Genomic DNA, 22,850 nt, shown 5'->3' with positions numbered 1-22,850 from the left:
GCGGTAGAAATCGGTGCCACGAAAGGGTTCCGCACGCCCCGACGCCGTACTACATTGCGTAGTAGTCGACTCCAGGGGGCAGGATGCGGTGGCGCGGGGTTAGTCACGTCGAGTTCGCAGTGTTGGACTACGACGCATCAATCGAGTTCTACGACGCCATGTTGGGCTGGCTGGGGTACCACAGCTTCTCCTCGCTCAACATGGAGTACCAATCGATCTACTACATGACGCGGTTCATCAACCCGCACAGCTACATCGGTATCCAGCCGGCGCGCACCGGGGACAAGCTCACCCACACCGACCAGGCCGTCGGGATCAACCACATCGCACTATGGGCCCGAAACCGCAAGGAAGTCGACCGGTTTCACCGGGACTTCCTGCTCGCCAGGAACATCCCGGTCACCGACGAGCCCAAGGATTACCCGCAGTACTGGCCGGGCTATTACGCGGTGTTCTTCGACGACCCACTCAACGGCATCCACTGGGAACTGGCCTGGGTGCCGAAAATACCGAGCCCGCAACAGGTGTGGGCGTTCTACCGGTCCATGCGCGGGTTCGGCAAGCAGCGCCCGGACCTGGCCCGCACCGTCCCCGGCATCGCACTGCAAGCCAGGCGGACGCTGCCGGGTAAATGAACCGGGCTACCCCAGCGCCACACCCAATTCCTGGGCGAACACCTTGATCATGTGTTGCACCGCAATCTCGTTGCGGCCGATCACCATATGGTCGTGTTGGCCATGCCGCACGCCCTCACCACATTGCGGCAGCATCGCGAAATCCTCGTCACGCACCGCGGCGTGCACCCCTTCGTAGACCGCGTCGTAACCGGCCCGCATGTCGTCGGTGGTGGCCGGCACCCGCCCCATCCAACTGTGGCGCACTGTGCAGCGGGTGGGTTCACCCTCGGGCAACATGTCGATGATCTCCACGCCCACGGGGCTGTTGGCCAGGATCAGGTTGGGATACACCCAGTAGATGACACCCATGTTCGCCGACGGATCGAACGAGCCACTCGGATCGTCTACGAGATTCTTGATCCAGGTGAACGGAAAGCCGATGCGATGGTGCTTGCCGAATTCGTCGTAGACCGACGTGTTCGGCAGCGTGTTCTGTCCGATCAGGCTCTCGCCGTGGACGAAGGGGAAGTGGTAGCCCTCCGCGAACGCCTCCAACGCCCCCTTCCACGACACCTGCGAAGAGAATTCGCGGTCGGTGTGATAGCCGTAGTTCTGGTAGTTCCATTGCGCCAGTTCGTCGTTCAGTGAGCCGAGGTGCGCGTCGAGGTCGATGGCGGCGTCGGCGGTCAGCACCGCCCAGATGAAGCCGTGCCGTTCCTCCGAGGGCAGTTCCACCAGTCCGTATTCCGCCGTGTCGATCGTGTCGAAGCCCGCTTTGCCCGGCACCATGAACAGCTCACCGGTGTTGCGGTAGGTCCATGCGTGATACGGGCAGACGAACCGCGAGGCGTTCCCGGAGCCACAGGCCGGCATGGCGCCGCGGTGCCGGCAGTAGTTGAGGAAGACGTGGGCGGCGCCGACGCGGTCCCGGGTGACCAACAGCGAGTCGCCGAGCACGGAGCGGACGACGAAGTCGTTCTTCGCCGGGATCTGAGCCGACGGCACGATCGCCAGCGGAACCCGGCGCAGGATCTGGGATTCCTCGATCTCGGTGATCTTGGGATCGCGGTAGTAGTGCAGCGGCACCTTCAACACCGCCTCGGCCATGTCGGTCGTTCCGTCCACGGCATGGCGCAGGGCGCGGCGGGTCAGTTCCTCATCGGTGCCGGCGACCGGGATGCTGATCATCAACAGACCATACAATGAAGTTCAATTGTATTGTCAAGATTCGCCGGGCTTCCATGCGACGATCGACGAATGCGCAGGCACGGCTGGTCGGGCGACATTCCCGCCGACGACGACGAGGCGGCCCGGCGCATCATCGACGCGGCCCGCCAGGCCATCGACGCCCGCGGCACCGTGAGCGTGTCGGAAGTGGCGCAGTCGCTCGGAGTGACCCGCCAGACCGTCTACCGCTACTTCCCCACCCAGGAAAGCCTGATGGCTGCCACTGCCATGTCAGCGGTGGACGGCTTTCTCGACCGGCTGGCCGCCGAGCTCGGCTCGATCACCGATCCAAGCGAGGCCGTGGTCGAGGGCATCGCCTACACCGTCGAGCAGATCCCGCACGACCGGTACCTGGGCCTGGTGCTGCAGCCCGGCAAGGCCAGCGCCTTCACCGCCGGGGTCACCTCGGACGTCGCGGTCGAATTCGGCAAATCGATCGTGCAGCGATTCGATATTGACTGGTCCGCCGCCGGTTTCGACGGTCAGAAGCTCGACGAGCTGGTCGAGTTCATGCTGCGGACCCTGCAGTCGTTCATCGTCGATCCCGGTGGGCCGGCCCGTCGGGACGCCGGCCTGCGCACCTTCCTGCGGGAGTGGATCGCGCCGGCCGTCGCTGCGCAGGCGCGCACATCCTCGCCCTCGGCAAAATAGCCGCCGCGTCAGTGCCGGGCCGGCCAAGCGTGTTTACCGATTCCCCACGCGGGTTAGCCAAAGGGTCGCGCTCATTTCCGATAGCGCCGATAAATCCGATAGAAGGGACCCTTGCCATGATTGTCAAGCCGTTGACACTGTCCTCTGTACTGGTTGGATGCGCGGCCGCCGTAGCGGTGGCATTCGCCCCGGCAGCAGCCGCCGACCCCAATCAATGTCAAAGTGGCGGGACCGGTCCGAATTCCGCCGGCCCGCCGACGTGTGAGACGTCGGGACCGGCGGTCACCGCCACGCCTCCCGAGCAGGGCGGCCCCAACACCGGGAACGGGCCCTACGGACCGTGGGGTAACACGCCTCCGATCGGATAACCGCCAAGCGCGGTTATTTGAGGTGGGGCGCAAGTAGTTCCGCCCAGGCGTTGGTCATCTTGTCGTACTCGTCTTCGCAACCGTCGGCACGGTCCTGAGGTAGCAGTCCCTGGCTGACCACGTCCGCATTGGCGACCGGATCGGATCCGTAGATCCAGCATTCGAAGTTGTACGTGCGCGCCGCGTCCAGAGTGTGCACGTCGGCGAACAGTGACTCATCCGGCTGACCGCCCTGTTGGGCATAGATGCGGTATTCGCGGGCCTGGTCTTTGGCGGCCTGGACGTAGTCCGGATCGACATTGCCGTCGTCGTCAGGACCGAGCAGCACAGAGGCTGCCAGCTGATCGGCGACGTCTTCCTCGCGACCGGTGGCCGGCAATTGGTAGACGTCGATCGCCATGTGGCCGAGCTCGTGGAAGAACGAGGCGATCACGACGCGCCGAGCGGTGTCTTCGGGGTCGGGGTCACCGGCCTCACCGAAGATCTCGAGGCTTTCGTTGACATCCTCGTAGCACATCGTCATCTCTTGGTCGTCAGAACTCCAGTAGTCATTCGCCTCGTCGCACTGGGCGCCGACCAGCGGGATGTCGTAAGGCAGTTTGTACGTATCCGTGACGTCGTCAGCGAGCTGTTCCAGCACCCGGGTTCGCTGCATCAGGTCTCGGCCTTTGACAGCTTCGGCTGTGGTGGCGTCCTCGTACCGCACCACCATGCGTCCGGGGTCCGGTGCCGGATCCTCGGCCGCAGCGTTGGTTTCTTCGGCTGGATCAGATCCCGCCGGTGGGGCAGGTGTGGTGGCGCAGCCGACCGCCAGTACTGCGATCACTGCGGCAGCAGCGGCACACGACAATCGAGCCACGGTGCGTCCTCCGGGTTCGTCAGCAGTTTCGTGACGGTAGCCGATAATTGCCGACGCAAGGGCGTGTATCGCAAACACTCCTGCCGCCGGCACCGCGACAAACGCCCTGCCCGGCAACACCGGTCGTTGTCGTAGGCTCGTGACGTGGTCGACCTCTCCTATGTCATCGCCGGATCCGAAGCGACCGGCGGCGCCGGCCTACAAGCAGACCTACGGACGTTTCAGCGGTTCGGTACCTACGGCGTGGGCACCGTGACCTGCATCGTGTCGTTCGATCCGAAGGCGAACTGGGTGCACCGCTTCGTGCCGGTCGATCCGCAGGTAGTCGCCGACCAGATCGAGGCGGCGACATCGGCGTACGACCTCGACGTCGTCAAGATCGGCATGCTCGGGACTCCGGCCACGATCGACGTCGTCGCCGAGGGCCTCGCCCGCCAGCCCTGGCGGCACGTCGTCGTCGACCCGGTCCTGATCTGCAAAGGCCAGGAGCCCGGTGCCGCCCTCGACACCGACACCGCACTTCGCCGGCAGATCCTGCCCCTTGCCACGGTGACCACCCCGAACCTGTTCGAAGCCCGCACGCTGTCGGGGATGGAGGACATCTCTTCGGTCGACGATCTCGTGGAAGCGGCCCGGCGCATCGCCGATCTCGGGCCGGCGTGCGTGGTGGTGAAAGGCGGGGTCGAGTTTCCGGGCGACGACGCCGTCGATGTGGTCTTCGATGGCAAGGACATCGAAATCCTGCGGGCGCCGAAGGTCGGGCAGGCACGCGTGGCCGGTGCGGGATGCACGCTGGCAGCAGCGATCACGGCAGCCCTGGCCAAGGGGTCAGACGTTGTCGACGCCGTGCGCCTGGCCAAGGAGTTCACCACCGCCGGAATCGTCGAACGAATCGGCGGCAACGCCCCGTTCGACACCGTATGGCAGGGTGCGGGCGCCACCCCGTAACTCCACCAAATCGCAGGTCACCCTTGTAGCTTCGAAATGCAGGACAAGCACGAGCGAACAAGGAGGAAGACCAATGACGAATCGTTCAGGAAGTGCGTTCTCCAGACGCACGTTCATCCGCGGAGCCGCGTTCGCGGTGCCCGTCATCGGAGCTGCGGCACTTGCGCCGGTGGCTTTGGCTGCCCCACAGGAGTGCGGTGATCCGTCCGGCAAGATCGGTAACTGCGCAGCGCAGCTGGCGCAGGAGTTCACCGCGACGAGCTTCAGCACGACCGCCATTGCGGGCGGTACGAACTACTCAATTCTGTTCAGTACCAACATTCGCAGGGGTTCCGCGGTCCCGGCGGGCGCCACCGGTTATCGCATCAAGAGCATCAGTGTCTCGGGCACCAAAAAGGACGGCACGCCGTTCTACCTCACCCCCGGAATCGGGGAGGTCGGTCCACGAATTCTCAACGCCCGGTCCGGGTCGTCGCTCGGCTTCGCCTTGGATGTGCCGTGGGATGCGAACCAGCTCGTGCGGTCGTTCCTCTACACCTACGATGTCGAGTTCCTCACCGGCCTGACCGGCATCCAAACCTGCCGATACACCACGACGATGACGCTCGCCGACAACGGGATGACACTCGGCGGCGTCGGGTCGGTCAACTTCTCCACCCCGATGCTCGCCGAATGCGAGACGGCTCCCCCGCCGCAGTAACCGCCATTCGCTTCCCTATCGGCCACCGCGAAATTCGGTGATGCGCGGGGCTGGTGTCCGAATGCTCGATACGGCGCTGGGAAACAACATGCGTCGGCGGGTATCGACAAAACGACTCAGCTCCGTGAGCGACTGTCGCTGGAGGCCGGCGCGCAACGTGCTGTCGGCAACCGTCTCCGCGAGCTGCAACGACATCAGCTGCCGGAGGGAATCAACAATCGGGTCACCTCGCGGAATGACCAAGACATGCCCGTCAAGCCCGATGAAGCCGCCGCCGTCAACCCAGGGCAGGCCCAGATTTCCGCCTACCGGGATCTCGCCCTCCAAGTCGCGTCCGGCATGGCCGGAGAACGACAGTGTGGCAGTCCGTGACGATTCGTCGATGGCGTCGACGTGGACCTGGAAGTAGGGTAGGTCCCGTGTTTCCGGCCACGGCGACCACACGTCACCGGCGACCAGCCCGTACGTTCCACGGTGGGACGGCTGGAGGACTGAGTGGTTGTCGACAAAGCTGTGCACGAGCACTACTGGTTCAGGTACCGCGGAATCCCATCCCGTGCGATCGCGGTACTCGATGATGAAGTCGCCTACTTCCAATGCCAGGTATCCGGGCACTTCTCGTGCATGCAGCGGCCGCAGCTCGACACTCGCGGCGGTATAGGCGTCGGTGCTGACGGACTTGACGCGCGATCGGTCCAGCCATCCGCGGCCCCGCATGTTCGCCGCATTCAAACCGGGGCCCCACGCACCATAGGGACCGACGGTGTTGATGTGGCAAGATCCCCACGTGGACATGACATCCCAGTCATCGAGATAGTCAGCGTCGGGCTGATCGGCTCGGCGAGAATGGTCCAGACCGTAGACATGTCCCATCTCCTGCCCCAACAGGGCTGGGTGCACATTGGTTGAGTCGCACACGGCCGCCCAACCGTTCTGCTGTCCGTAAAGGTCTGTCGCCGTGTTCATCACGATCACTGCGCCGGTGAAATCGGCCGTCGAGTAACCCGCATCATCCGCTGCCTGACGGGCGGCTTCGACGAGTCCGTTGCGGTTGATCTTCCCGTCCGGGACGGTGGAAACATTGCCGACGTAATCGGCCTGCTCGTATGGAAGTGAGATCCAGGCCGAGACTTTGGAGCCGGTGAGATCAAGGGCTCCATGCGACATTCGATCGAAGAACTCCACCATGTTGTGCGTGCCCGCACCGGCGGCAGTGAACATGTTTTCGAAGTACGTATCCGACAGTGGTTCGGCGTCAGCGCCCTTCCACTTGCATCGCAGAATCAGCCACGGTGTCGAGATAGCCATCGTCAGCCTCCTTGGCGTCGATGTGTGGGACCGTCCCAAGCAGGAGCGTGCGCCCATCTCAGTCGGTGGTCACGAGTAGCCCACTACCTGAATGAGCCCCGTATGAGACCGCACCGACAACACTTCGCGCCACAGTGAGGCGTCATCCGCGCACGGCAACGTCCGTGCGCGGACCGGAGAGCGTGCCCGACGGTGGTCGCTTGAACTCAACCGTCGGTTACGCGTGCGTATTACCCTTGCGCCTTGCGGACCAGATCGATTGCGTACTGGCTGACGAAGGTGCCCGCGGATGCCTCGCCCGGACCGCACGCGCCATCGGATTCACCGGGACGCTTGACCCAGAGGAAGGCGTCGACGTTTCCGTTGCCGGTCGCCGTGGTCGGCGCGGCGCCGAGCGCGCGGCCGCTGGGGTTGCACCAGTACATCTCGCCCTCGGCCGGTCCGGCGCCGTTGCGCGACGTGTCGATGACATAGGGTTTGCCACCGGTCATGCCGGAAATCGCGTCGCCGTAACCCATTTCCTCTTCGGTGGTGAAGAAGTTGGCGGTGTTGAGGCTGAAGCCGCGTGCCTTGGCGACCCCGACCCGGTTGAGCCGATTGGCCATCTCGTCGGCGGCGGTCCACCGGGAGTGCCCCGCGTCGACGTACACCGCGGTGCCCGGGTTGCGGGTCAGGGTGTCGACGGCGTAGCTCATCAGGTTGTAGCGCTCCTCGCGCTGATCACCCGACAGACAGTCGGCCATGGCCAGCGCGTCGGGCTCGAGGATGATCGCGGCCGGCCCACTGCCGATCGCGGCGGCGACGCCGTCGATCCAGCCTTGATAGGCCGCGGCCGAGCCGAACCCACCGGCGGCGTAACTCCCACAGTCCCGGTGCGGGATTCCGTAGAGCGCCAGAATCGGCATGGTCCCGGCAGCCTGGGCGGCGGCGATGTACTTGGCGTCCACCGCGGGGGTGGAAATGTTGTCCATCCAGTAGGCCGTCGGAGTGTTGGCGATGGCCTGCAGCTCCGGGCTCGGGTTGCCCTGCGCGGCGCGCATGGCCTTCGACGACGGGTTGACGTAGAACGACTGGCCCTCGAGCGGGTTCCCGTCGCTGACCAACCGCACCGCCGACGTCGGTTGCGTGGTGGCGAGACCCACGCCGACCACGGCGGCGACGGTCAGAGCAGGAGCGAGCAGGCGCCCAACGGCGCCGACGGCTGAGGACATCACCTCAGGGAAAGTAATGGCGCGACGCGTCGAACGCCAGTCACCGGTTCTCGGAATCGGCCAACGCCCGGGTGTAGAAGCTCATCCGCTCACGTAACTGTCCGGGGTCGATGCCGAACTCTTCTGGCCGATAGCAATGCTTGCCCTTGCCGTCGCGCGGTTGGCTGCGGTGATGTTCGGCCAGCATTCCGGCGATGTCCGGCGGGTCGATGTCGCTGGCGGCGTAGATGCCGCGCACCACCGCCTCGGGGTCAGCGACCAGATCGGTGTACTGGATGTCGAGCCAGGTCACATCGCGTGCGCCAGTGCGGGCGTCGAGGGCGCGGCGCAGCCACAGTTCGGTCTGCCCGGTCTGGAACCGGCCCACATCGAGCGGGTCGACGTCGTCGCTGTAGGTGCGGCGGTAGGTCGCGAACAGGCTGGCGCCGGAGGCGACCGTCTCGACGATGTCGCGGTGCAACTGCACGATGCAGGCACCGGGGTAAGTCGCGGCCACGTGACGCAACTCGGCGGTGTGGGCCGGGGCCTTGAGGATCCACCGCCGGCCGTCACCGGCGTCGAGGATCTGCAGCATCCGCCGGTGCTGGGCGTACTCGGTGGCGAAGCTCTGCGTGGCCAGCCAGGACGCGTAGCTGTCCAGGCGCGTGGTGGCGGTGAACCCCCAATTCCGCAGGGTGGTGCCCATGCCGAGCACGCATTCCTCGGGCAGGTTCGGTCCGGAGTCGTGCACGGCTGCCATTGCCGGGTTGAGCACGTGCAGGAGGTATGGCCCGGCGGCAGCGGCGTCGAGGCGACGGGTGCGTTCCTCGGGTTCGAGGTCGCCGGGCAGGCGCCACGGGGCGCCCAGCTCGGCGGGCAGCGGCGCACGCAAGCGGGGATCGCGGTCGAGCAGTCGGAACAGGAATGTGGTGCCGGTGCGCCAGCCGCCCGTGATGATGATCGGCGGCAGCAGCGGTCGGTTCTCGGTCTCGGGGTTTTCGTCGAGATGCCGCGTGATCGCGGCCCGGGCGGCGAGTCGGCCGGCCGCCGTGCGCTGCGCGGTCGCGGCACCGAGGGCGTTGAGCCGGCCGTCCTGTTCGGCCGAGGCGAGGTACTGCAGCAGGCCGGGGCGCCACTCGTCGGGGTCACCGAGCACACGCGCCCCGGCGCCGCGGGTCCCGCGGTCGAGCACGATGTCGACGGCGTCCGGCCCGAGCCGGTAGCGGTCTGGTCGGGCGGCTCGGTCCTGCTCGGCGGCCGCATACGCCTTCAGTCCCTCCGGTGTCCGGACGGGCGCGGTCCAGGTCATGTGGGCTCCGAGAGGTCGGCCAGCCGCACCACGCGCATTGTCGGTAACTCCGGCGGCTGTTCTGGTTGTAGGAATCGCATCACGACGATCCCGAAAGTCCGTCCCTCGGTGTCGATCCAGTCACCGGCTTCCGCGCCGGGTTCGGTGGCCGCGAGCACGAATCGATAGCGCCCGCCGTGTCGGGTCGCGGTGGCTGCGGTGTAGGAGACGCGACGATGGCGATAGTCGAGCGAGTTGAGAAACCTGCTGTAGGCCAAGATGTTCCAGTATCGACAGGGCGGGGCTTCCCCCTCGATTATCAAGGCTTCGTCCGGATCCAACTGCCAGCCACCGCGCAGGTAGTGGATGGCCGGTTCGGTGAACACCGCGCCACCGGCCATCTCGGTCCACTGCCGCAACAGATTCGGCGACGCGTGGTCGGCGGCGGCCGCGGTTTTCCAGATGAGCGGCAGGTGCGTGATCACCTTCGACGCCCGGGCCAGATCCTTTCCGAAGCGCACCGGGTCGATCGGCGCCGGGGTCGGCGGTGATTCCACCGGCTCGATGGCACACGACCCGATCTGCTCGGTCCCGATATCGTCGTGGAAGTGCCGCACCCAGATCACCGACGCGTGGTCTGACAACTCCAACCAGTCGCCGACCATGGGGCGATCACCGCCGACCGTCACCTGATAGCCGCCGTCGTTATCGAACGTTATTGCGTCACTGTCGATCCGGGAGTCGACTCGCGGCTCGGCGCCGCCGGCACCGGCGTAGACGGTGATCGACACGTACGAGGCGTCACCACGGTGGCCGCGGATGCGGTAGCGACCACCCGGTCGAATGTCGGCGACCCAGTACTGGAAGTCGGGGTTGTCCATCAGAAATTTGTGCCGCCAACCGTTGAAGGCGACGAACTCCGGTTTGTCACGATCCACTTCGAAGCGCCCCAGCTGGTTCGACACCGCGCGGAGCAGCGCGCGGAAACCGTCGGCCTGCTCGTTCGCCGGCAAATCGGCCGTATCGATCGCGAGTTGTGTTCCAGCCGTGCGTAATCCGTCGACAAAGGCATTCCACGCCGTGACTTCGGCACGAGGTTCTTCAGCGACACCGTCACCCGAGGCGGTCACGCGGCCCCCAATCCGGAAGCGCCCGCTTCCCAAATTGGATGCTGCCCGCTACAGTCAGCGCATGTCAAGGCCCTACCGTGGGCAGGCCGCCGAAGCCCGGTCATCTGATCGCCGCGCCCGCCTTCTGCAGGCAGGCGCTGATCTGGTCGGCAACCACGGCGTGGCCGCCATGACCATGCGGGCCGTGTGCCGCGAGGCCGGACTCAGCCAGAAGTTCTTCTACGAAAGCTTCACCGACACCGACGATTTACTCCGGGAGGTGTACCGCAGCGCCTTCGAGCATGTCCGCGACGTGGTCGACGCCGCAAGCGACCCGGCAAGTGATCTGACCGCGCGCACCCGGGCCGGGGTGGCCGCCGCAGCACAACTCGTCAAAGACGATCCGCGGCTCTGCCGAATCCTGTTGGTGGAACCGATCGCCGACGAACGCCTGCGCCGGTACGTGCGCGACACCGTGGGCACCATGACGGTGGAGGGCATCGCCGCACCCACCGGCAGGGCGGCGTCGCCGCGGGTGAAGATGCAGTACGCCACCGCCTTCGGCGCGATCATCTCGCTGTTCATCGAGTGGACCGAAGGCAACCTGGGCGCCGACCTGGAGGCGTTCGTCGACCATGTGACCGGCATGCTGTTGTCGTCACCGTTGGCGTCCGCCGTTGAGCGATGACCGGCCGGAGCGCCACCAAAGTCAATGATCGCGGTTGGCTCGCCCGTCGCTGGTGCAGAACTGGTACCACTGCTCGTCCCATGCCGCGTCACGTCGTCGATTCAGCGCAACGCGCAGCACTGCGATCGTGGCCAGGCCCACCAGCGCGGTGCCCGTCCACAGGGCCAGACCCGCACTGAGGGCGGAGCCCTGCAGTTCCGCATCGCTTCTGGGCGCTCTGGTCACTGCGCCGGTGTTATCGAGCCATACCGTGATCCGGGCACCCACCTGCACCGGTTCAGCAGTGGAGACGAAACCCGTCTGCTCTTGGAATGCCGAAGTCCAGCGCACGCCGACGCGTCGGGGAGCGTGCGGAAGCCGGGCGGGGGCATTGACGGCGACCTCGGTGACGGTGGCCTCTACCGAGTGAACCGATTTGGCGTACTCCAGGTTTCGCGCCACGTTGTCGGCGTATGCGGCCCGGCTGACGAGCACCGCGGCCGGCACCGCGACGATCAATGCGATGACACTGAGCAACGTCACCACGGCTTCGATGCGGTCGTGTCGTCGCACGAGGGCGCCGCCCCCGAGCGCGCGCAGAATCCACGGCCGGCGCATTGACGTCGACGCACTCATGCGCACAGCAGCACCGATGTAACGTCCACGTGAACGATTTTGACACCGAGTGTCATTACGGGGCAACGCCCGACGTCAAGAGGGGACCAACCTCACATTCCTGCGTGCGGTCGCGACGCGCCACCGGACGGGGCCCAAGTCTGTTGCCTCGGGGTGGCCTGGCACTCAGAGATGATGGAGCACATGAACGCGAACCCGAAGGAAGCCGGCCTTGCGAACCGGACGGCGGTGGCGGTGGCGCTCGCAGTGCTGCTCGCGGTACTGACCTGGAGTGGCACCGGACGCGCTTCTGCGGCCGAAGCGTCACCGGCCGGCGACGCCTTGTCCCTCGGCGATCCGGCCGCACCCGGCCAGATCGAGCTCTATCTGGATCCGCTGTGCCCCTACAGCGGAAAGATGGTCCGCGACCAAGGCGCCGAGATCGGCCGACGCATCGAGGCCGGCCACCTCCACATCAATCTGCGGTTCGTGAATTTTCTCGAAAAGTACTCGGCGAGTGGCACTTACGACACCCGCGCGATCTACGCCACCTACGTCGTCGCCGACCACTCACGGTCAAGTGAGGTCACGTGGCGCTTCATCGAGCAGATCTTCTCCGCCGAACAACAACCAAAGGAGACGGGCGAGTCCGATCTGAGCAACGATCAGCTCGCCGGCCTGGCCGACCACGTCGGCGCACCGCCGTCCGCGCAGAACATGATCAAACTCGGGCTTCCGATTCCCTACGACGCCCACACCATCGCGGCGAACAATCTCCCGCTACTGCGCAGCTTCCCCGAGTCCGGGGTGCCGCTGGTGGTCATCGACGGCAAGTCGGTCGACGGCAACTCCGACTGGCTGGACCGGCTTCCAAGCTGACCACGAACCTAGTCCGACTAGACTAAGTCGAGTAGACTTCGCCCATGTCCACGGTCAACATCCACGACGCGAAGACGCATCTGTCGCAACTGCTCACGCGCGTCGAAAACGGCGAAAAGATCACGATCGCGCGGGCCGGCAAACCTGTGGCCGACCTCGTCCCGCACACCCGAGTCGACATCGTCTTCGGCGGCCTGGCCGGACGGTTTGTGTACGACACCGAACACTTCGATGACACCGACAGGGACCTCAACACCTTGTTCGGCATCGAATGAGTGGCCTGTTGCTGGACACCCACGTCCTGCTGTGGCTTCTCGAAGACAATCCGCGCTTGGGCGTCGCCGCGCGTGAGCGCATCACAGACAGCGCTGCGGTGTTTGTCTCGGCGGCCAGCACGTGGGAGCTCTCCATCAAGTCAGCGGTCGGCAAGCTCACGCTGCCCGACGATCTCGACCAGGCGATAGACCGATCAGGCCTGCGCGACCTGCCCGTCACGCGTCGCCACACCCTCGCCTCAGAGTTCACCGCACTCCCTCACAAAGATCCGTTCGACGCGATCCTGGTCGCCCAGGCCGTCGTCGAACGGCTCACCTTGCTCAGCGCCGATGCGAAGCTCTTGGCGGCCTCACCCGACGTGATCGACGCCCGAATGTGAGGCCGGCCGGCCGCCGCTACGGCGGATTTGTACTGTGACCTGGGCCACTGCCGGTCTCACCGGCCGACCGTGGCGCTTCGGCAGTTTCAGCAGTCATTACCATCTAAGCGCCACCCATTACAGGGCCAGCCCACACGACCCACAGGACGCTTGACTTGAACTCGCCAGAACTCGCCCATTGGAACGCCCAGGAAGCACTCGCGGAGGCGATGATCCCGATCATCGGCACATTGCATCGGGCAAAGGGCGTGACCGTCCTGCTGCACAGCCGATCGCTGGTGAACAAGTCCGTGATTTCGATCCTGCGGACCCACCGTTTCGCCCGGCAGGTCGGCGGTGAGGAGCTGTCGGTCGAAGAGACCTTCCCGTTCCTGCAGGCGTTGGCCGACCTCGACCTCGGTCCGTCGAAGATCGACCTCGGCCTGCTGGTCATGGCCTACCACGCCAGCGACCGGCAGCTGTCGATCCCGGAGTTCACCGCGCAGATCCTCGATGAGGTGACCGGTGAGAACAAGACCGAACCGCAGGGGCCGCGGGATGTGGTGCTCTACGGGTTCGGCCGCATCGGCCGCCTCGTCGCGCGGCTGCTCATCGAGAAAGCCGGATCGGGCAACGGCCTGAACCTGCGCGCGGTCGTGATCCGCAGCAACGGGGAAGGCGATCTGGCCAAGCGGGCGTCATTGCTGCGTCGCGACTCCGTGCATGGCCAGTTCAACGGGTCGATCAAGGTCGACACCGCGAACAACTGCCTGATCGCCAACGGTAACGTCATCAAGTTCATCCACAGCGACGACCCGTCGACCGTCGACTACACCCAGTACGGCATCAACAACGCGATCCTGATCGACAACACCGGCAAATGGCGCGACCGCGACGGCCTGGCCAAGCACCTGCGCCCCGGCATCGCCAAGGTTCTGCTGACCGCACCGGGCAAGGGCGACGTGCCCAACATCGTGCACGGGGTCAACCACCGCACGCTCGATCTCACCGAGCAGATCTACTCCTGCGCCTCCTGCACCACCAACGCGATCGTTCCGCCGCTCAAGGCGATGGACGACAAGTTCGGCATCGAGCGTTGCCACGTGGAGACGGTGCATTCGTTCACCAACGATCAGAACTTGCTGGACAACTACCACAAGGCTGACCGTCGCGGCCGGTCCGCGCCGTTCAACCTGGTGCTCACCGAAACCGGTGCCGCCTCCGCGGTCGCCAAGGCGATGCCGGAGCTGAAGGCCAAGATCAGTGGGAGCTCGATTCGCGTCCCCACCCCCGACGTATCGGTGGCGATCCTCAACATGCAGCTGCACAAGCCGACCACCAAGGAAGAAACCCTGGAGTACCTGCGCCAGGCGTCCCTATCGGGCCCGTTGAGCCGCAACCTCGACTACACCGCGGCGACCGACGCCGTGTCGAGCGACTTCATCGGATCCCGCGCGGCGAGCATCATCGACGCCAACGCGACGATCGTCGACGAGGACAACGTGATCCTCTACGTCTGGTACGACAACGAATTCGGCTATTCATCCCAGGTGGTACGGACGGTTCAGTACCTGTCGGGAATCGAGTACCCGACGTATCCGCACATCTGAAACTGATCCGCGACGCACGGCCGGTCGGCGCCTCTACGAGATCACTCGATCGTTCCCGGGGCGCCGGTTCCGGCGCCGTTCGTCCACTGCGCCGACGCCTCACGCCCGAACACCACCCCGAGCCCGATCATCAGCACGGCGAGGCCGAAATGCAGCCAGTTGTCGGCGTTGTTGACCGGGATGAAGTTGGCGGAGCTTCCCCGGTCGATCACCAGGCCGTACAGCCAGAGCACGGCGTAGACGAGACCACCGCCGACCAGATAGGCCCGCGCCGCGGCCGCGCGCCGGGCCATCACCAGACCGACAGCGCCGAACGCCAGATGCACGAGGTTGTGCAGTACCGAGACGGCGAACACACCCAACAACATCGCACCGGAATGGTGCCCGGCCCAGGTCAGCTCGCCGTAGTTGGTGGTGATGCCCGGGATGAAGCCCAGGATGCCGACGATGAAGAACAGGATTGCCACCGCTGTTGCGGTCACCTGCAACGGGGTCGCGTGACCGGCGTGCCCCTCTGATCGCGGGATCGGTTTCGCCATGATGCACACCCTTTCAACGGTTGAGCCGGGGCGGCTCGTGCACGGAGTACCCGAGGCATCGCTGGCCCACACGCCAAGGCCTAGAGTTGCGCATGAGGTTTGACGCCCCGGCGTGCGGGTATGCCGCGGAGCTGGGAGGCCAGATGGACAAGAAGGATTGCGAACGCAGCGGCGAGGACCCTGACTACGATCCGGACGCCGACCCCGAAATGCTGCAGCCGCAGCGGCTACGGCCGCAGCCGGATCAGGCCGAGGGTGCCGACGATCCCGCCGAAACCGGGTCGGAATGAGCGTCGGCGACGAAAAATACGGCTACGCACCAAGATTCGATATCTCCGAATCCAGCTTGGCGGCCTCCTCGGCCATCTGTTGTTCCGACAGTTGCGCTCCATCGGTCTGACCGATGAGGTCCGACTTGGAAATCACCCGCAGCGCGCCGCGGTAATCATCTGTATCGAGTCGCCCGGCCGGCACCACGTCGGTGTGCCCCTGAATCAACACCAGAACCGGGTCAGCCACATCCGAGGCCAGTAACCGTCGTACGTCATCAGCCGAGATCGTCATCAGTCGTCCTCATCCTCGTCCGTTGTTCGCCAGCCCATAGCTATGCCCGTTCGTTGCGGGTCCTATTCGTCGGTGTCGCCGACCAGCGTCGAGAATCCCGCAAGCCCTGTCAGGCAGGACGGTCGCCCAGGCGTTGCACGACGACACTTGTCGCGGGGTACCACCGCGACAACGACAGCGGGTCGCCGCTGTGCGGCTACGGGTTGGCCGGCGGCGCGTCCCACCGACCGGGGGCGGCCGGTCCGGCCGGAGATTCCAACCCGAGGCGGCCGGCCGCGAAGTCGACGCCCTGATTGACCAGGCTGTCGTAGCCGCTGGTGGTGTGCGCCGCGAAATTCAGACCGTCGGAGCACACGAAATCCTCGGGGGCGCAGACCTTGAGAGTCTTGTCCACGTACTGCTGGCCGATGACGACCGGCGGTTCGCCCAAGAAGTTCATCGCCCGGATGTTCGGCGTCCCGTAGAGCACGACGGCGGCAACCTTGTCGGCGACCTCGGGCGCCAACGGTTTGGGTACCGTCGCCGGATCGACGCCGTCGGGGACAGCGGCCGAGGTGACGAAGCCCATCACCGCCGCGCCTTGGGAATATCCACCAAGCACCATCTTGGTGTCGGGACAGTCGGCGGCCATCTTGGTGATATGCGCGCCGGCATCGCGGATGCCGTCGACGCCTGTGGTCCACTGGTCAGTGGCCGGGTAGTTGACCGGGTACACGCCAAAAGACTTGTCGCCCACCCGATGTCGTAAGGAATCGACAAATGCCTGCCCGGTTGGCCCGACGCCCGGAGGTTCACCGGTACCGCGGGCGAACACCACCTCCACGTCAGGGCAGGGCTGCGCCGAGGCGAGCGGCGCCGAGCTGGCGAACACTACCCCCATCCCTGCGATCACGGCGGTACCGACCAGACCAATCAGCCGTTCAATCACGTTGGGTTCCTCTGCTAGTTCGGTGTCATCGGCTACTTGGGGAGCTTGTGTACCGACGCCAACGCCGCGGTGAGCGACTCGCTGGTCGGAAACGTTTGATCGTGGCCACAGACGGCCAACAATTGCGATACCGCGCGACCGGCCACCAGCGCCCACTGCACATTCCCCTCGGCGCAACGAGCGTTGATCGCGCGCAGAGCCGCCAGTCCGGCCGTGCCCATGAATTCCACCGTGGTCAGATCCAGAACCAGCCATTCACACCATGCCGCCTGGTGGAACTGATCGACGAGCTGATTGGCATTGGCGGCGTCGATGTCACCGATGACCCTGATCAGTGCCCCAGTCCGGCCCCACTGCTTCGTGAAATAGACGTGGCCGTGCGCGCGCCGCGCACCAGCGTTCTTGACGGCTTCCTCGGCCCGTCGCCGCTCAGCTGTGATCGGAAACGACATCGGCGACCCCCTCAGACGATGACTCGCGCTGCTGGGCTGCAGGGAACCGGCAGCCACGTCCCGACTTTCGTGGTGGCTGTGATCTCAACCTTGCAGACAAAAAGTACTCCGCCCCGAAGGCCTGGGCAACCGCATCTCTGATGAGGAAAAGAAATGGTGAACGCGCCGAGTGCGCAATATAAACAGCATGTGACACCAGTCGCCGGTGCCGGTGCAAATGCTTCAGCTCAACGGCCGGCGTAGCGAGGGCTCGCCTTCGGACCACCGTCCCATCATGTGATCGGCCAGCCGGTCCTCGACGAGGGCGTGGGCTCGAATCCCGAAAACCACATCTGCGTCGAGGTGAGGTTCGCGGGCCACAAGATCACCCACCACGTCAGTGCGCACCACCTGTTCGTGGACGGCGTCGGCTTCCACATGTTCGGCGTAGAACGCAACGCACTCCTGCGGAGCACCAAGGCGCTGCAGAGCCTCCACCAGCCGTCGCGAACCTGGCGAGGAGGTGATCTCCGTGGAGGCGAAGTGTCCGACCGCCGCGCCGCGCAGATTGCGATGTAAACCGAACAACGACATCAGGTTCACTGCGGCCAGCGATTCGGCCGGCACGTCGTCGATATAGCCGAGGTAGGTCGAGTCCAGCCCGGCGGCGTCCATCAGGTCGGCGAACAACTGCTGATGCAGCCGCGGCCCCCGGCCACCGCCGAACTCATCGAATTCCACCGCGACGAATGATGCTTTGGCCTGACCCGTCAGCCGCGGGATGGCCCAGGCGTGCGGATCGCCTTCCTTGAGGTGATACAGCGAGCGGTGCACGAAGTATTCGCGCATCTGTTCCCAGGTTCCCTTGTCCCGCAGGTGATATGACAGACCTTCACCGTCAACCGGCTCGATCGAGATCTTCTCCATCTCGGCCACCGCCGTATCGTCGGGGTCGATCTCACCGACGGCGCCTCGCACCTCCGTCAGAAACTCCCGCTCCAACTTCCCCCGCAAGTGCAGCAGGCCGGCGTCCCACTCCCAACCGGCGTCTACCCCGACGAAACCGCGGTAGTGCAGCTCGTAGCAGACATAGAGGGCCAGGTGCAGGTCGAGACCGAACGGGTCGGAATCAGCCAGCGACGCCTCGACGCGGGACAGATGATTACAGGGCACCCGCTCGCTCAACAACCTGATGACGGCAGCTGACAACGGACCACGAGGATCAGGGAGGGTGGGTTCCACGAGAATCGGCGCAGATGTCACGACGGCACGGATACCCAGTTCAGCGGCGTATCAATCCCCGCCAGGCCGGGAGTTGCCACACCCCTGGGACACTGGCGACATCGAACGCAACTGGCAGGGCTATTTCGTCCCCGGCACGGGCATTCTCAGAAACCGGGTCGGAGCCCGCACAGCCGACGAACTTCGGGACGCGGAGAACGACCTCGTCGAGACCCGCCTGATCGAGCTACGCGAAGATCCCAACCTAGTGGGACAACGCTCATACGATCTCGACTACCTGCAACGCATCCACCAGCACCTCTTCCAAGATGTCTACGAGTGGGCAGGAGAGCTGCGCACTGTCGGCATCGAAAAGGGCGGCGAGTCTTTCTGTCCCCCGCCGACCTCAGCGGGTTGATCGCCATGTTCGCAAAGATCCTCGACGACGAGCCCGCATACGATTTTTGACGTCATCATCGGTGCTGCCGTCCTTCGTCGCCGTGGTCATCAGTGTCGTTGGGCCCCCATACTGGCAGCTTCCCAGTACGAACGTTCCGCCCAACTCGGCATTAGTGGTTCTAATGCGGGCTAAAATTCATTAGCTGTACTTGCCCATCACCCGCCCATACCGTCGAGCACATGGCTTCACCTGTCCTCGTCGGATTCCTCACCACCATGGCGTTGATCGCCGCGATCGGCGCCCAGAATGCCTTCGTGTTGCGTCAGGGCATCCGCGGCGAGCACATCGTCGCGGTGATCGCGTTGTGCACAGTCTCGGATCTGATCCTGATCGCGGCCGGCATCGCCGGTGTCGGGGCGGTGATCACCGCGCACCCCGATGCCGTCACGATGGTGAAGGTCGGTGGCGCGGCATTTCTCATCGGCTATGGCGTGCTGGCCGCGCGGCGCGCCTTCCGGCCGTCGACCCTCACCCCCTCGGAGCGCACCCCAGCCCGGCTGGCCGAGGTGCTGGTCACCTGCCTGGCGTTGACCTGGCTCAACCCGCACGTCTACCTCGACACCGTGGTGCTCCTCGGTTCCCTGGCCAATGAACACCACGAGCAGCGGTGGCTCTTCGGTGCCGGCGCGGTACTGGCCAGCGCGGTGTGGTTCACCGGCCTGGGCCTGGGGGCACGGCGGCTGGCGGGGCTGTTCGCCACGCCGATGACATGGCGCCTCCTCGACGGCGCGATTGCGGTGACGATGATCGCGCTGGGTCTGGGCCTCGGGCTCTCCTGACGGGCGTGACGATTCACCAACCCAGGTCGTGGCGCCCGGGGGCCGATGCGACAGACTGACCAGGTGAATCGCATGTTCCGGCGTGGGCAGCCCGCGGCCGCGCATCCATTGGCGGACGCTCCCGCATGGTTCACCACTGCGCTGGACGAGACGCCGCAGCACTCGACGATCGACGTCGACGGCTGCCCGATCCACCTGCGCACCTGGGGCGATCCGGACAAGCCCCCGCTGGTATTCGTCCACGGCGGCGGCGCGCACTCCGGATGGTGGGATCACATCGCGCCGTTCTTCACCTCCACGCACCGCGTCGTCGCGCCCGACCTCAGCGGGCACGGGGACAGCGGCAAGCGCACCGAATACGCCCTGTCGATCTGGGCGAAAGAAGTGCTGGCCGCAGCGGAAGCTTCCAGGGCCTCGGGCTCCTCGGCCAGGCCCACCATCGTCGGCCACAGCATGGGCGGCTGGGTGGGCGCCTCGGCCGCCACCCATTACGGTGCCCGGATCGACAGCATCCTGGTCATCGACTCACCGCTGCGCGATCGCGCCCCCGAGGAAGTCCGGTTGCGCAAGCGCCGCCGCGACGCCGCCGGTTATCCGACCGAGGACGAGATCCTGGCCCGGTTCCGCGCGGTACCGAAACAGGACGTGACGCTGCCTTATATCGGTCACCACATCGCCGTGGAATCCATCCGCAAGGTCGATGACGGATGGGTCTGGAAGTTCGACCCCGACATCTTCGGCGGCCTTTTGATGGACGAAACGCCGGACGACGAGGAACTCCTGGAAAACGCCTTCGCCCGAATCCCTTGCCGGATCGGCTATTTGCGTTGCGAAAACGGTGTCGTGCCGCCCCGGATGGCCGACCAGATCCGTTCGATCCTCCAACTCCGCGGCCCCTTCGTCGAACTCGCCGAAGCCGGGCACCATCCGATGCTGGACCAGCCGCTGCCGCTGGTGGCCACCATCCGCACCCTGCTGGAATTCTGGTCGATCACCTAACACACCAAGGCCCGATCACGCCGAATGTTCGCGCGACGAGGATTTGACCCACCGTTTTGTTAGTTAGCCTACCTATGCGGTAAGGTTTCGACCCTCGTCGGCGCAGGCCGAGGTCGCGTGAGCACGCGTACTGGTATCGAAGGAGGTCGCTGCGGTGTCCCAGCAGTTGGTCGAACGTCCGGCCACCCCGAAAGGCGGAGGCGCCTTGGTCGCGGTGCTCGCGGCCGCCGGCGTCAGCGTCTCGCTGATGCAGACACTCGTGGTGCCACTGGTTCCGCAACTGCCCGAGATACTGAACACGAGCCCGGCCAATGCATCCTGGGCGGTCACCGCGACACTTCTCACCGGCGCCGTGGCGACGCCGATGTTCGGCCGGCTCGGAGATATGTTCGGCCCCAAGCGGATTCTCGTCGCCTGCGCAGTGCTCCTCACCGCCGGTTCAGTGATCGCCGCGCTCACCAGCTCCCTGGCGCCGCTGGTGGTCGGACGTGCACTGCAGGGCTTCGGCGCTCCGGTCATCCCGCTGGGCATCAGCGTGCTGCGCGCCGCCCTGCCGGCCGACCGCGTCGGCGGCGCGATGGGCATGGTCAGCGCCTCGCTCGGGGTGGGTGGCGCATTAGGCCTGCCGCTGTCCGCAGTGATCGCCGAACATTCCAGCTGGCACGTATTGTTCTGGTTCGCAGCGGGTTTGGGCCTGCTCTCGGGAATCCTGTTCGCGACCATGGTCCCCGACATCGTGCCGTCGACGTCCACGGGCCGATTCGACGCGCTGGGGGCGGTCGGACTGGCCACCGCGCTGCTGTTGTTACTGCTCCCCATCTCCAAAGGCGCGTCGTGGGGCTGGGGCAGCCCCCTCACGCTCGGCTTGCTGATCGGATCGATCGTGGCATTCGTGGTGTTCGGCTGGTGGCAGTACCGCGCGCCGACACCGCTCGTCGACATGCGCACCACGCTCAAACGCCCAGTCCTGCTGACCAACATCTCCTCGGTGGCGATCGGATTCGGGATGTTCGGCACCAGCCTGATCGGTCCCCAAATTCTGCAGATGCCGGCGGCAACCGGGTATGGCCTGGGCCAATCGATGGTGATGGCCGGCCTGTGGATGGCCCCGGGAGGCCTGGCGATGATGGCCGCGTCCCCGGTCGCGGCCAAGGTGATCGCCAGCCGCGGCCCGCGGTTCACCCTGGTCCTGGGCGCCATCGTCATCGCGGTGGGATACCTGGGCGGGACACAGCTCCTCGGTTCGCCCGCGGGTGTTCTGACATTCGGTGTGGTGTGCAGCGTCGGCGTCGGTTTCGCGTTCGCCGCGCTGCCCACCCTGATCAACTCGGCCGTGCCGGTGTCAGAAACCGCTGCGGCCAACGGAATCAACTCACTTGCCCGCTCGCTGGGCACCTCGACGTCCAGCGCGGTGACCGGCGCGGTGCTGGCCCAGATGACCATCGTCTACGCCGGCCACACGTTTCCGACGCTGGCGGCCTTCCAGACCGCCATGCTGATTGCCGGAGGCGCAGCCGTGGTGGGAGCCCTGCTGGCGGTGACGATCCCGACCTCAGTCCCGACGCCGGCATTGGCGGATGTGGAACAGGTCGTGGTGCCCGTCCCGGTGCGACGCCGGGCCCAACGACTCGAGAACGTGCTGACCGCGCTCGGCCGCCAGGCCGCCGTGGCGTTGCAGATTCCCTCGACGCCATACCGACTCGACCGCGGCGACTACGTCATCGCCTCCTATCTCGGCGGCGGCGACCCCCTCACCCTGCAAGAACTCGCACGCGCGGTCGACAGCCCGGCCGAGACCGTCGACGAGCGGTTGTCCACCTTGATTCGCGACGGCATGGTCGGCCGCTCTCCCACCACCGATCAAGCCGCGCCGCCACGTTTCCTGCTTACGTCGCACGGCCGCAACACCTTTGAGCGCCAACGAGCGCTGAACATCTCCCGGCTGGAGTCCATCCTGTCGCGTTGGGATGACGGCGACGTGGCCGCACTCATCGGCTACCTCGGCCGGCTGTCCGACGGCATCGACGAGGAAGTGCAACGGCAGAACATCGCGATGGCTGCCCCTGCGGCGCCCTCAGCATCCAACCCGCCACCGTCGCCGAATGCCCCCACCGCACCGCTGCACACGCCACGATCATCTCGGGCACACCGGCGACCACAACCGGTCGCACCGCAAACGTCCCGAGCGCGGTGGAGCACTCCGCCTCGATAAGTAGATCCGCTGTGGCGCTATCGCTAACGGGGAGATAAGGATTCGTG

At 65.5% G+C, this 22,850-nt stretch carries 25 protein-coding genes and 1 pseudogene; 14 read left to right on the top strand and 12 right to left on the bottom strand.

The features are described 5' to 3' along the window. Positions 1-83: 83 nt before the first annotated feature. Positions 84-635: a VOC family protein gene (locus tag A5733_RS04260; RefSeq protein WP_076239203.1), complete on the top strand. Its 552-nt coding sequence runs from the start codon at positions 84-86 to the stop codon at positions 633-635. A 6-nt stretch (positions 636-641) separates the two neighbouring features. Here A5733_RS04260 and A5733_RS04255 read toward each other — a convergent pair whose 3' ends face one another. After that, entirely contained in the window at positions 642-1,805 is a 1,164-nt protein-coding gene (locus tag A5733_RS04255) for an SRPBCC family protein (RefSeq protein ID WP_076239202.1), read from the bottom strand. 69 nt (positions 1,806-1,874) lie between these two features. Here A5733_RS04255 and A5733_RS04250 point away from each other — a divergent pair, with 69 nt between their 5' ends. Further along, positions 1,875-2,495: a TetR/AcrR family transcriptional regulator gene (locus A5733_RS04250; RefSeq protein WP_076239201.1), complete on the top strand. Its 621-nt coding sequence runs from the start codon at positions 1,875-1,877 to the stop codon at positions 2,493-2,495. A gap of 381 nt (positions 2,496-2,876) precedes the next feature. Here the strand turns inward: A5733_RS04250 and A5733_RS04245 are convergent, their stop codons facing one another. Then, positions 2,877-3,575, bottom strand: coding sequence for a DUF4344 domain-containing metallopeptidase (locus A5733_RS04245; protein WP_369806642.1), 699 nt, complete (start codon positions 3,573-3,575; stop codon positions 2,877-2,879). A 291-nt stretch (positions 3,576-3,866) separates the two neighbouring features. Between A5733_RS04245 and thiD the strand changes: the two genes are divergently transcribed. Both thiD and A5733_RS04235 read left to right on the top strand, forming a co-directional pair. Continuing rightward, positions 3,867-4,670, top strand: a complete 804-nt coding sequence (thiD, locus tag A5733_RS04240; RefSeq protein WP_076239200.1) for a bifunctional hydroxymethylpyrimidine kinase/phosphomethylpyrimidine kinase — start codon at positions 3,867-3,869, stop codon at positions 4,668-4,670. 73 nt (positions 4,671-4,743) lie between these two features. Then, positions 4,744-5,370 (top strand): hypothetical protein, encoded by a 627-nt coding sequence (locus tag A5733_RS04235; protein WP_076239199.1) that lies wholly within the window; start codon positions 4,744-4,746, stop codon positions 5,368-5,370. Between the two features lie 15 nt (positions 5,371-5,385). Here A5733_RS04235 and A5733_RS04230 read toward each other — a convergent pair whose 3' ends face one another. From A5733_RS04230 to A5733_RS04215, 4 genes are all read right to left on the bottom strand, one after another. Continuing rightward, positions 5,386-6,558, bottom strand: a complete 1,173-nt coding sequence (locus A5733_RS04230; RefSeq protein WP_142253793.1) for a hypothetical protein — start codon at positions 6,556-6,558, stop codon at positions 5,386-5,388. 350 nt (positions 6,559-6,908) lie between these two features. Then, on the bottom strand, positions 6,909-7,889 hold the full coding sequence (locus A5733_RS04225; protein WP_076239197.1) for a glycoside hydrolase family 6 protein: 981 nt from the start codon (positions 7,887-7,889) through the stop codon (positions 6,909-6,911). Positions 7,890-7,929: 40 nt separating this feature from the next. Beyond that, entirely contained in the window at positions 7,930-9,177 is a 1,248-nt protein-coding gene (locus tag A5733_RS04220; RefSeq protein WP_076239196.1) for a sulfotransferase, read from the bottom strand. Continuing rightward, positions 9,174-10,286, bottom strand: a complete 1,113-nt coding sequence (locus A5733_RS04215) for a DUF1214 domain-containing protein (protein WP_076239195.1) — start codon at positions 10,284-10,286, stop codon at positions 9,174-9,176. The genes A5733_RS04220 and A5733_RS04215 overlap by 4 nt, the downstream gene beginning before the upstream one ends. Positions 10,287-10,347: 61 nt before the next feature. Here A5733_RS04215 and A5733_RS04210 point away from each other — a divergent pair, with 61 nt between their 5' ends. Further along, on the top strand, positions 10,348-10,953 hold the full coding sequence (locus tag A5733_RS04210) for a TetR/AcrR family transcriptional regulator (RefSeq protein ID WP_076239194.1): 606 nt from the start codon (positions 10,348-10,350) through the stop codon (positions 10,951-10,953). 21 nt (positions 10,954-10,974) lie between these two features. On the opposite strand, the gene A5733_RS04205 is transcribed toward A5733_RS04210, so the two are convergent. After that, on the bottom strand, positions 10,975-11,568 hold the full coding sequence (locus A5733_RS04205) for a hypothetical protein (protein ID WP_142253792.1): 594 nt from the start codon (positions 11,566-11,568) through the stop codon (positions 10,975-10,977). 183 nt (positions 11,569-11,751) lie between these two features. Between A5733_RS04205 and A5733_RS04200 the strand changes: the two genes are divergently transcribed. The 4 genes from A5733_RS04200 (at position 11,752) to A5733_RS04185 (ending at position 14,670) form a co-directional block, all read left to right on the top strand. After that, positions 11,752-12,426, top strand: coding sequence for a thioredoxin domain-containing protein (locus tag A5733_RS04200; protein ID WP_076239236.1), 675 nt, complete (start codon positions 11,752-11,754; stop codon positions 12,424-12,426). Between the two features lie 44 nt (positions 12,427-12,470). Continuing rightward, positions 12,471-12,701, top strand: coding sequence for a type II toxin-antitoxin system Phd/YefM family antitoxin (locus A5733_RS04195; RefSeq protein ID WP_076239192.1), 231 nt, complete (start codon positions 12,471-12,473; stop codon positions 12,699-12,701). Further along, entirely contained in the window at positions 12,698-13,081 is a 384-nt protein-coding gene (locus tag A5733_RS04190) for a type II toxin-antitoxin system VapC family toxin (RefSeq protein WP_067764247.1), read from the top strand. Before A5733_RS04195 ends, A5733_RS04190 begins: the two co-directional genes overlap by 4 nt. A gap of 155 nt (positions 13,082-13,236) precedes the next feature. Next, positions 13,237-14,670, top strand: coding sequence for a glyceraldehyde-3-phosphate dehydrogenase (locus A5733_RS04185; protein ID WP_076239191.1), 1,434 nt, complete (start codon positions 13,237-13,239; stop codon positions 14,668-14,670). Between the two features lie 41 nt (positions 14,671-14,711). Here the strand turns inward: A5733_RS04185 and A5733_RS04180 are convergent, their stop codons facing one another. Further along, on the bottom strand, positions 14,712-15,209 hold the full coding sequence (locus A5733_RS04180) for a DUF4383 domain-containing protein (protein WP_067764371.1): 498 nt from the start codon (positions 15,207-15,209) through the stop codon (positions 14,712-14,714). Positions 15,210-15,301: 92 nt separating this feature from the next. Between A5733_RS04180 and A5733_RS04175 the strand changes: the two genes are divergently transcribed. After that, the gene (locus A5733_RS04175) at positions 15,302-15,499 is read left to right on the top strand and encodes a hypothetical protein (protein ID WP_076239190.1); all 198 of its coding nucleotides are present in this window, start codon (positions 15,302-15,304) and stop codon (positions 15,497-15,499) included. 22 nt (positions 15,500-15,521) lie between these two features. On the opposite strand, the gene A5733_RS04170 is transcribed toward A5733_RS04175, so the two are convergent. From A5733_RS04170 to A5733_RS04155, 4 genes are all read right to left on the bottom strand, one after another. Further along, the gene (locus A5733_RS04170; RefSeq protein ID WP_067764242.1) at positions 15,522-15,773 is read right to left on the bottom strand and encodes a hypothetical protein; all 252 of its coding nucleotides are present in this window, start codon (positions 15,771-15,773) and stop codon (positions 15,522-15,524) included. A 196-nt stretch (positions 15,774-15,969) separates the two neighbouring features. After that, positions 15,970-16,653 (bottom strand): cutinase family protein, encoded by a 684-nt coding sequence (locus tag A5733_RS04165; protein ID WP_076239235.1) that lies wholly within the window; start codon positions 16,651-16,653, stop codon positions 15,970-15,972. Positions 16,654-16,733: 80 nt separating this feature from the next. Then, the gene (locus A5733_RS04160; protein WP_083665987.1) at positions 16,734-17,153 is read right to left on the bottom strand and encodes an STAS domain-containing protein; all 420 of its coding nucleotides are present in this window, start codon (positions 17,151-17,153) and stop codon (positions 16,734-16,736) included. A 222-nt stretch (positions 17,154-17,375) separates the two neighbouring features. Beyond that, a complete protein-coding gene (locus tag A5733_RS04155; RefSeq protein ID WP_076239189.1) occupies positions 17,376-18,395 on the bottom strand; it encodes an iron-containing redox enzyme family protein in 1,020 nt (339 codons plus the stop codon). A 52-nt stretch (positions 18,396-18,447) separates the two neighbouring features. Here A5733_RS04155 and A5733_RS04150 point away from each other — a divergent pair. The 4 genes and pseudogenes from A5733_RS04150 to A5733_RS04135 form a co-directional block, all read left to right on the top strand. Further along, positions 18,448-18,753 (top strand): annotated as a pseudogene (locus A5733_RS04150) (Fic/DOC family protein); the annotation flags it as partial. Between the two features lie 239 nt (positions 18,754-18,992). Beyond that, positions 18,993-19,592 carry a LysE/ArgO family amino acid transporter gene (locus A5733_RS04145; RefSeq protein WP_076239188.1) on the top strand — a complete coding sequence of 200 codons (600 nt, stop codon included), beginning with the start codon at positions 18,993-18,995 and terminating at the stop codon, positions 19,590-19,592. 72 nt (positions 19,593-19,664) lie between these two features. After that, positions 19,665-20,591, top strand: coding sequence for an alpha/beta fold hydrolase (locus A5733_RS04140; protein WP_076239187.1), 927 nt, complete (start codon positions 19,665-19,667; stop codon positions 20,589-20,591). 154 nt (positions 20,592-20,745) lie between these two features. Next, positions 20,746-22,803, top strand: coding sequence for an MFS transporter (locus A5733_RS04135; RefSeq protein ID WP_233152611.1), 2,058 nt, complete (start codon positions 20,746-20,748; stop codon positions 22,801-22,803). The last annotated feature ends 47 nt before the right edge of the window (positions 22,804-22,850 follow it).

This window comes from Mycobacterium sp. NS-7484, assembly GCF_001953975.1.
GTDB lineage: Bacteria > Actinomycetota > Actinomycetes > Mycobacteriales > Mycobacteriaceae > Mycobacterium.
This window is presented reverse-complemented; position numbering and strand designations above follow the sequence as displayed.

Coding starts and splice junctions, on each gene's coding strand:
- A5733_RS04260 (WP_076239203.1), top strand. CDS start 84: ATGCGGTGGCGCGGGGTTAGTCACGTCGAGTTCGCAGTGTTGGACTAC.
- A5733_RS04255 (WP_076239202.1), bottom strand. CDS start 1,805: ATGATCAGCATCCCGGTCGCCGGCACCGATGAGGAACTGACCCGCCGC.
- A5733_RS04250 (WP_076239201.1), top strand. CDS start 1,875: ATGCGCAGGCACGGCTGGTCGGGCGACATTCCCGCCGACGACGACGAG.
- A5733_RS04245 (WP_369806642.1), bottom strand. CDS start 3,575: ATGGTGGTGCGGTACGAGGACGCCACCACAGCCGAAGCTGTCAAAGGC.
- A5733_RS04235 (WP_076239199.1), top strand. CDS start 4,744: ATGACGAATCGTTCAGGAAGTGCGTTCTCCAGACGCACGTTCATCCGC.
- A5733_RS04230 (WP_142253793.1), bottom strand. CDS start 6,558: ATGGTGGAGTTCTTCGATCGAATGTCGCATGGAGCCCTTGATCTCACC.
- A5733_RS04225 (WP_076239197.1), bottom strand. CDS start 7,889: ATGTCCTCAGCCGTCGGCGCCGTTGGGCGCCTGCTCGCTCCTGCTCTG.
- A5733_RS04220 (WP_076239196.1), bottom strand. CDS start 9,177: ATGACCTGGACCGCGCCCGTCCGGACACCGGAGGGACTGAAGGCGTAT.
- A5733_RS04210 (WP_076239194.1), top strand. CDS start 10,348: ATGTCAAGGCCCTACCGTGGGCAGGCCGCCGAAGCCCGGTCATCTGAT.
- A5733_RS04205 (WP_142253792.1), bottom strand. CDS start 11,568: ATGAGTGCGTCGACGTCAATGCGCCGGCCGTGGATTCTGCGCGCGCTC.
- A5733_RS04200 (WP_076239236.1), top strand. CDS start 11,752: ATGAACGCGAACCCGAAGGAAGCCGGCCTTGCGAACCGGACGGCGGTG.
- A5733_RS04195 (WP_076239192.1), top strand. CDS start 12,471: ATGTCCACGGTCAACATCCACGACGCGAAGACGCATCTGTCGCAACTG.
- A5733_RS04190 (WP_067764247.1), top strand. CDS start 12,698: ATGAGTGGCCTGTTGCTGGACACCCACGTCCTGCTGTGGCTTCTCGAA.
- A5733_RS04180 (WP_067764371.1), bottom strand. CDS start 15,209: ATGGCGAAACCGATCCCGCGATCAGAGGGGCACGCCGGTCACGCGACC.
- A5733_RS04175 (WP_076239190.1), top strand. CDS start 15,302: ATGAGGTTTGACGCCCCGGCGTGCGGGTATGCCGCGGAGCTGGGAGGC.
- A5733_RS04170 (WP_067764242.1), bottom strand. CDS start 15,773: ATGACGATCTCGGCTGATGACGTACGACGGTTACTGGCCTCGGATGTG.
- A5733_RS04165 (WP_076239235.1), bottom strand. CDS start 16,653: ATGGGGGTAGTGTTCGCCAGCTCGGCGCCGCTCGCCTCGGCGCAGCCC.
- A5733_RS04160 (WP_083665987.1), bottom strand. CDS start 17,153: ATGTCGTTTCCGATCACAGCTGAGCGGCGACGGGCCGAGGAAGCCGTC.
- A5733_RS04145 (WP_076239188.1), top strand. CDS start 18,993: ATGGCTTCACCTGTCCTCGTCGGATTCCTCACCACCATGGCGTTGATC.
- A5733_RS04140 (WP_076239187.1), top strand. CDS start 19,665: ATGTTCCGGCGTGGGCAGCCCGCGGCCGCGCATCCATTGGCGGACGCT.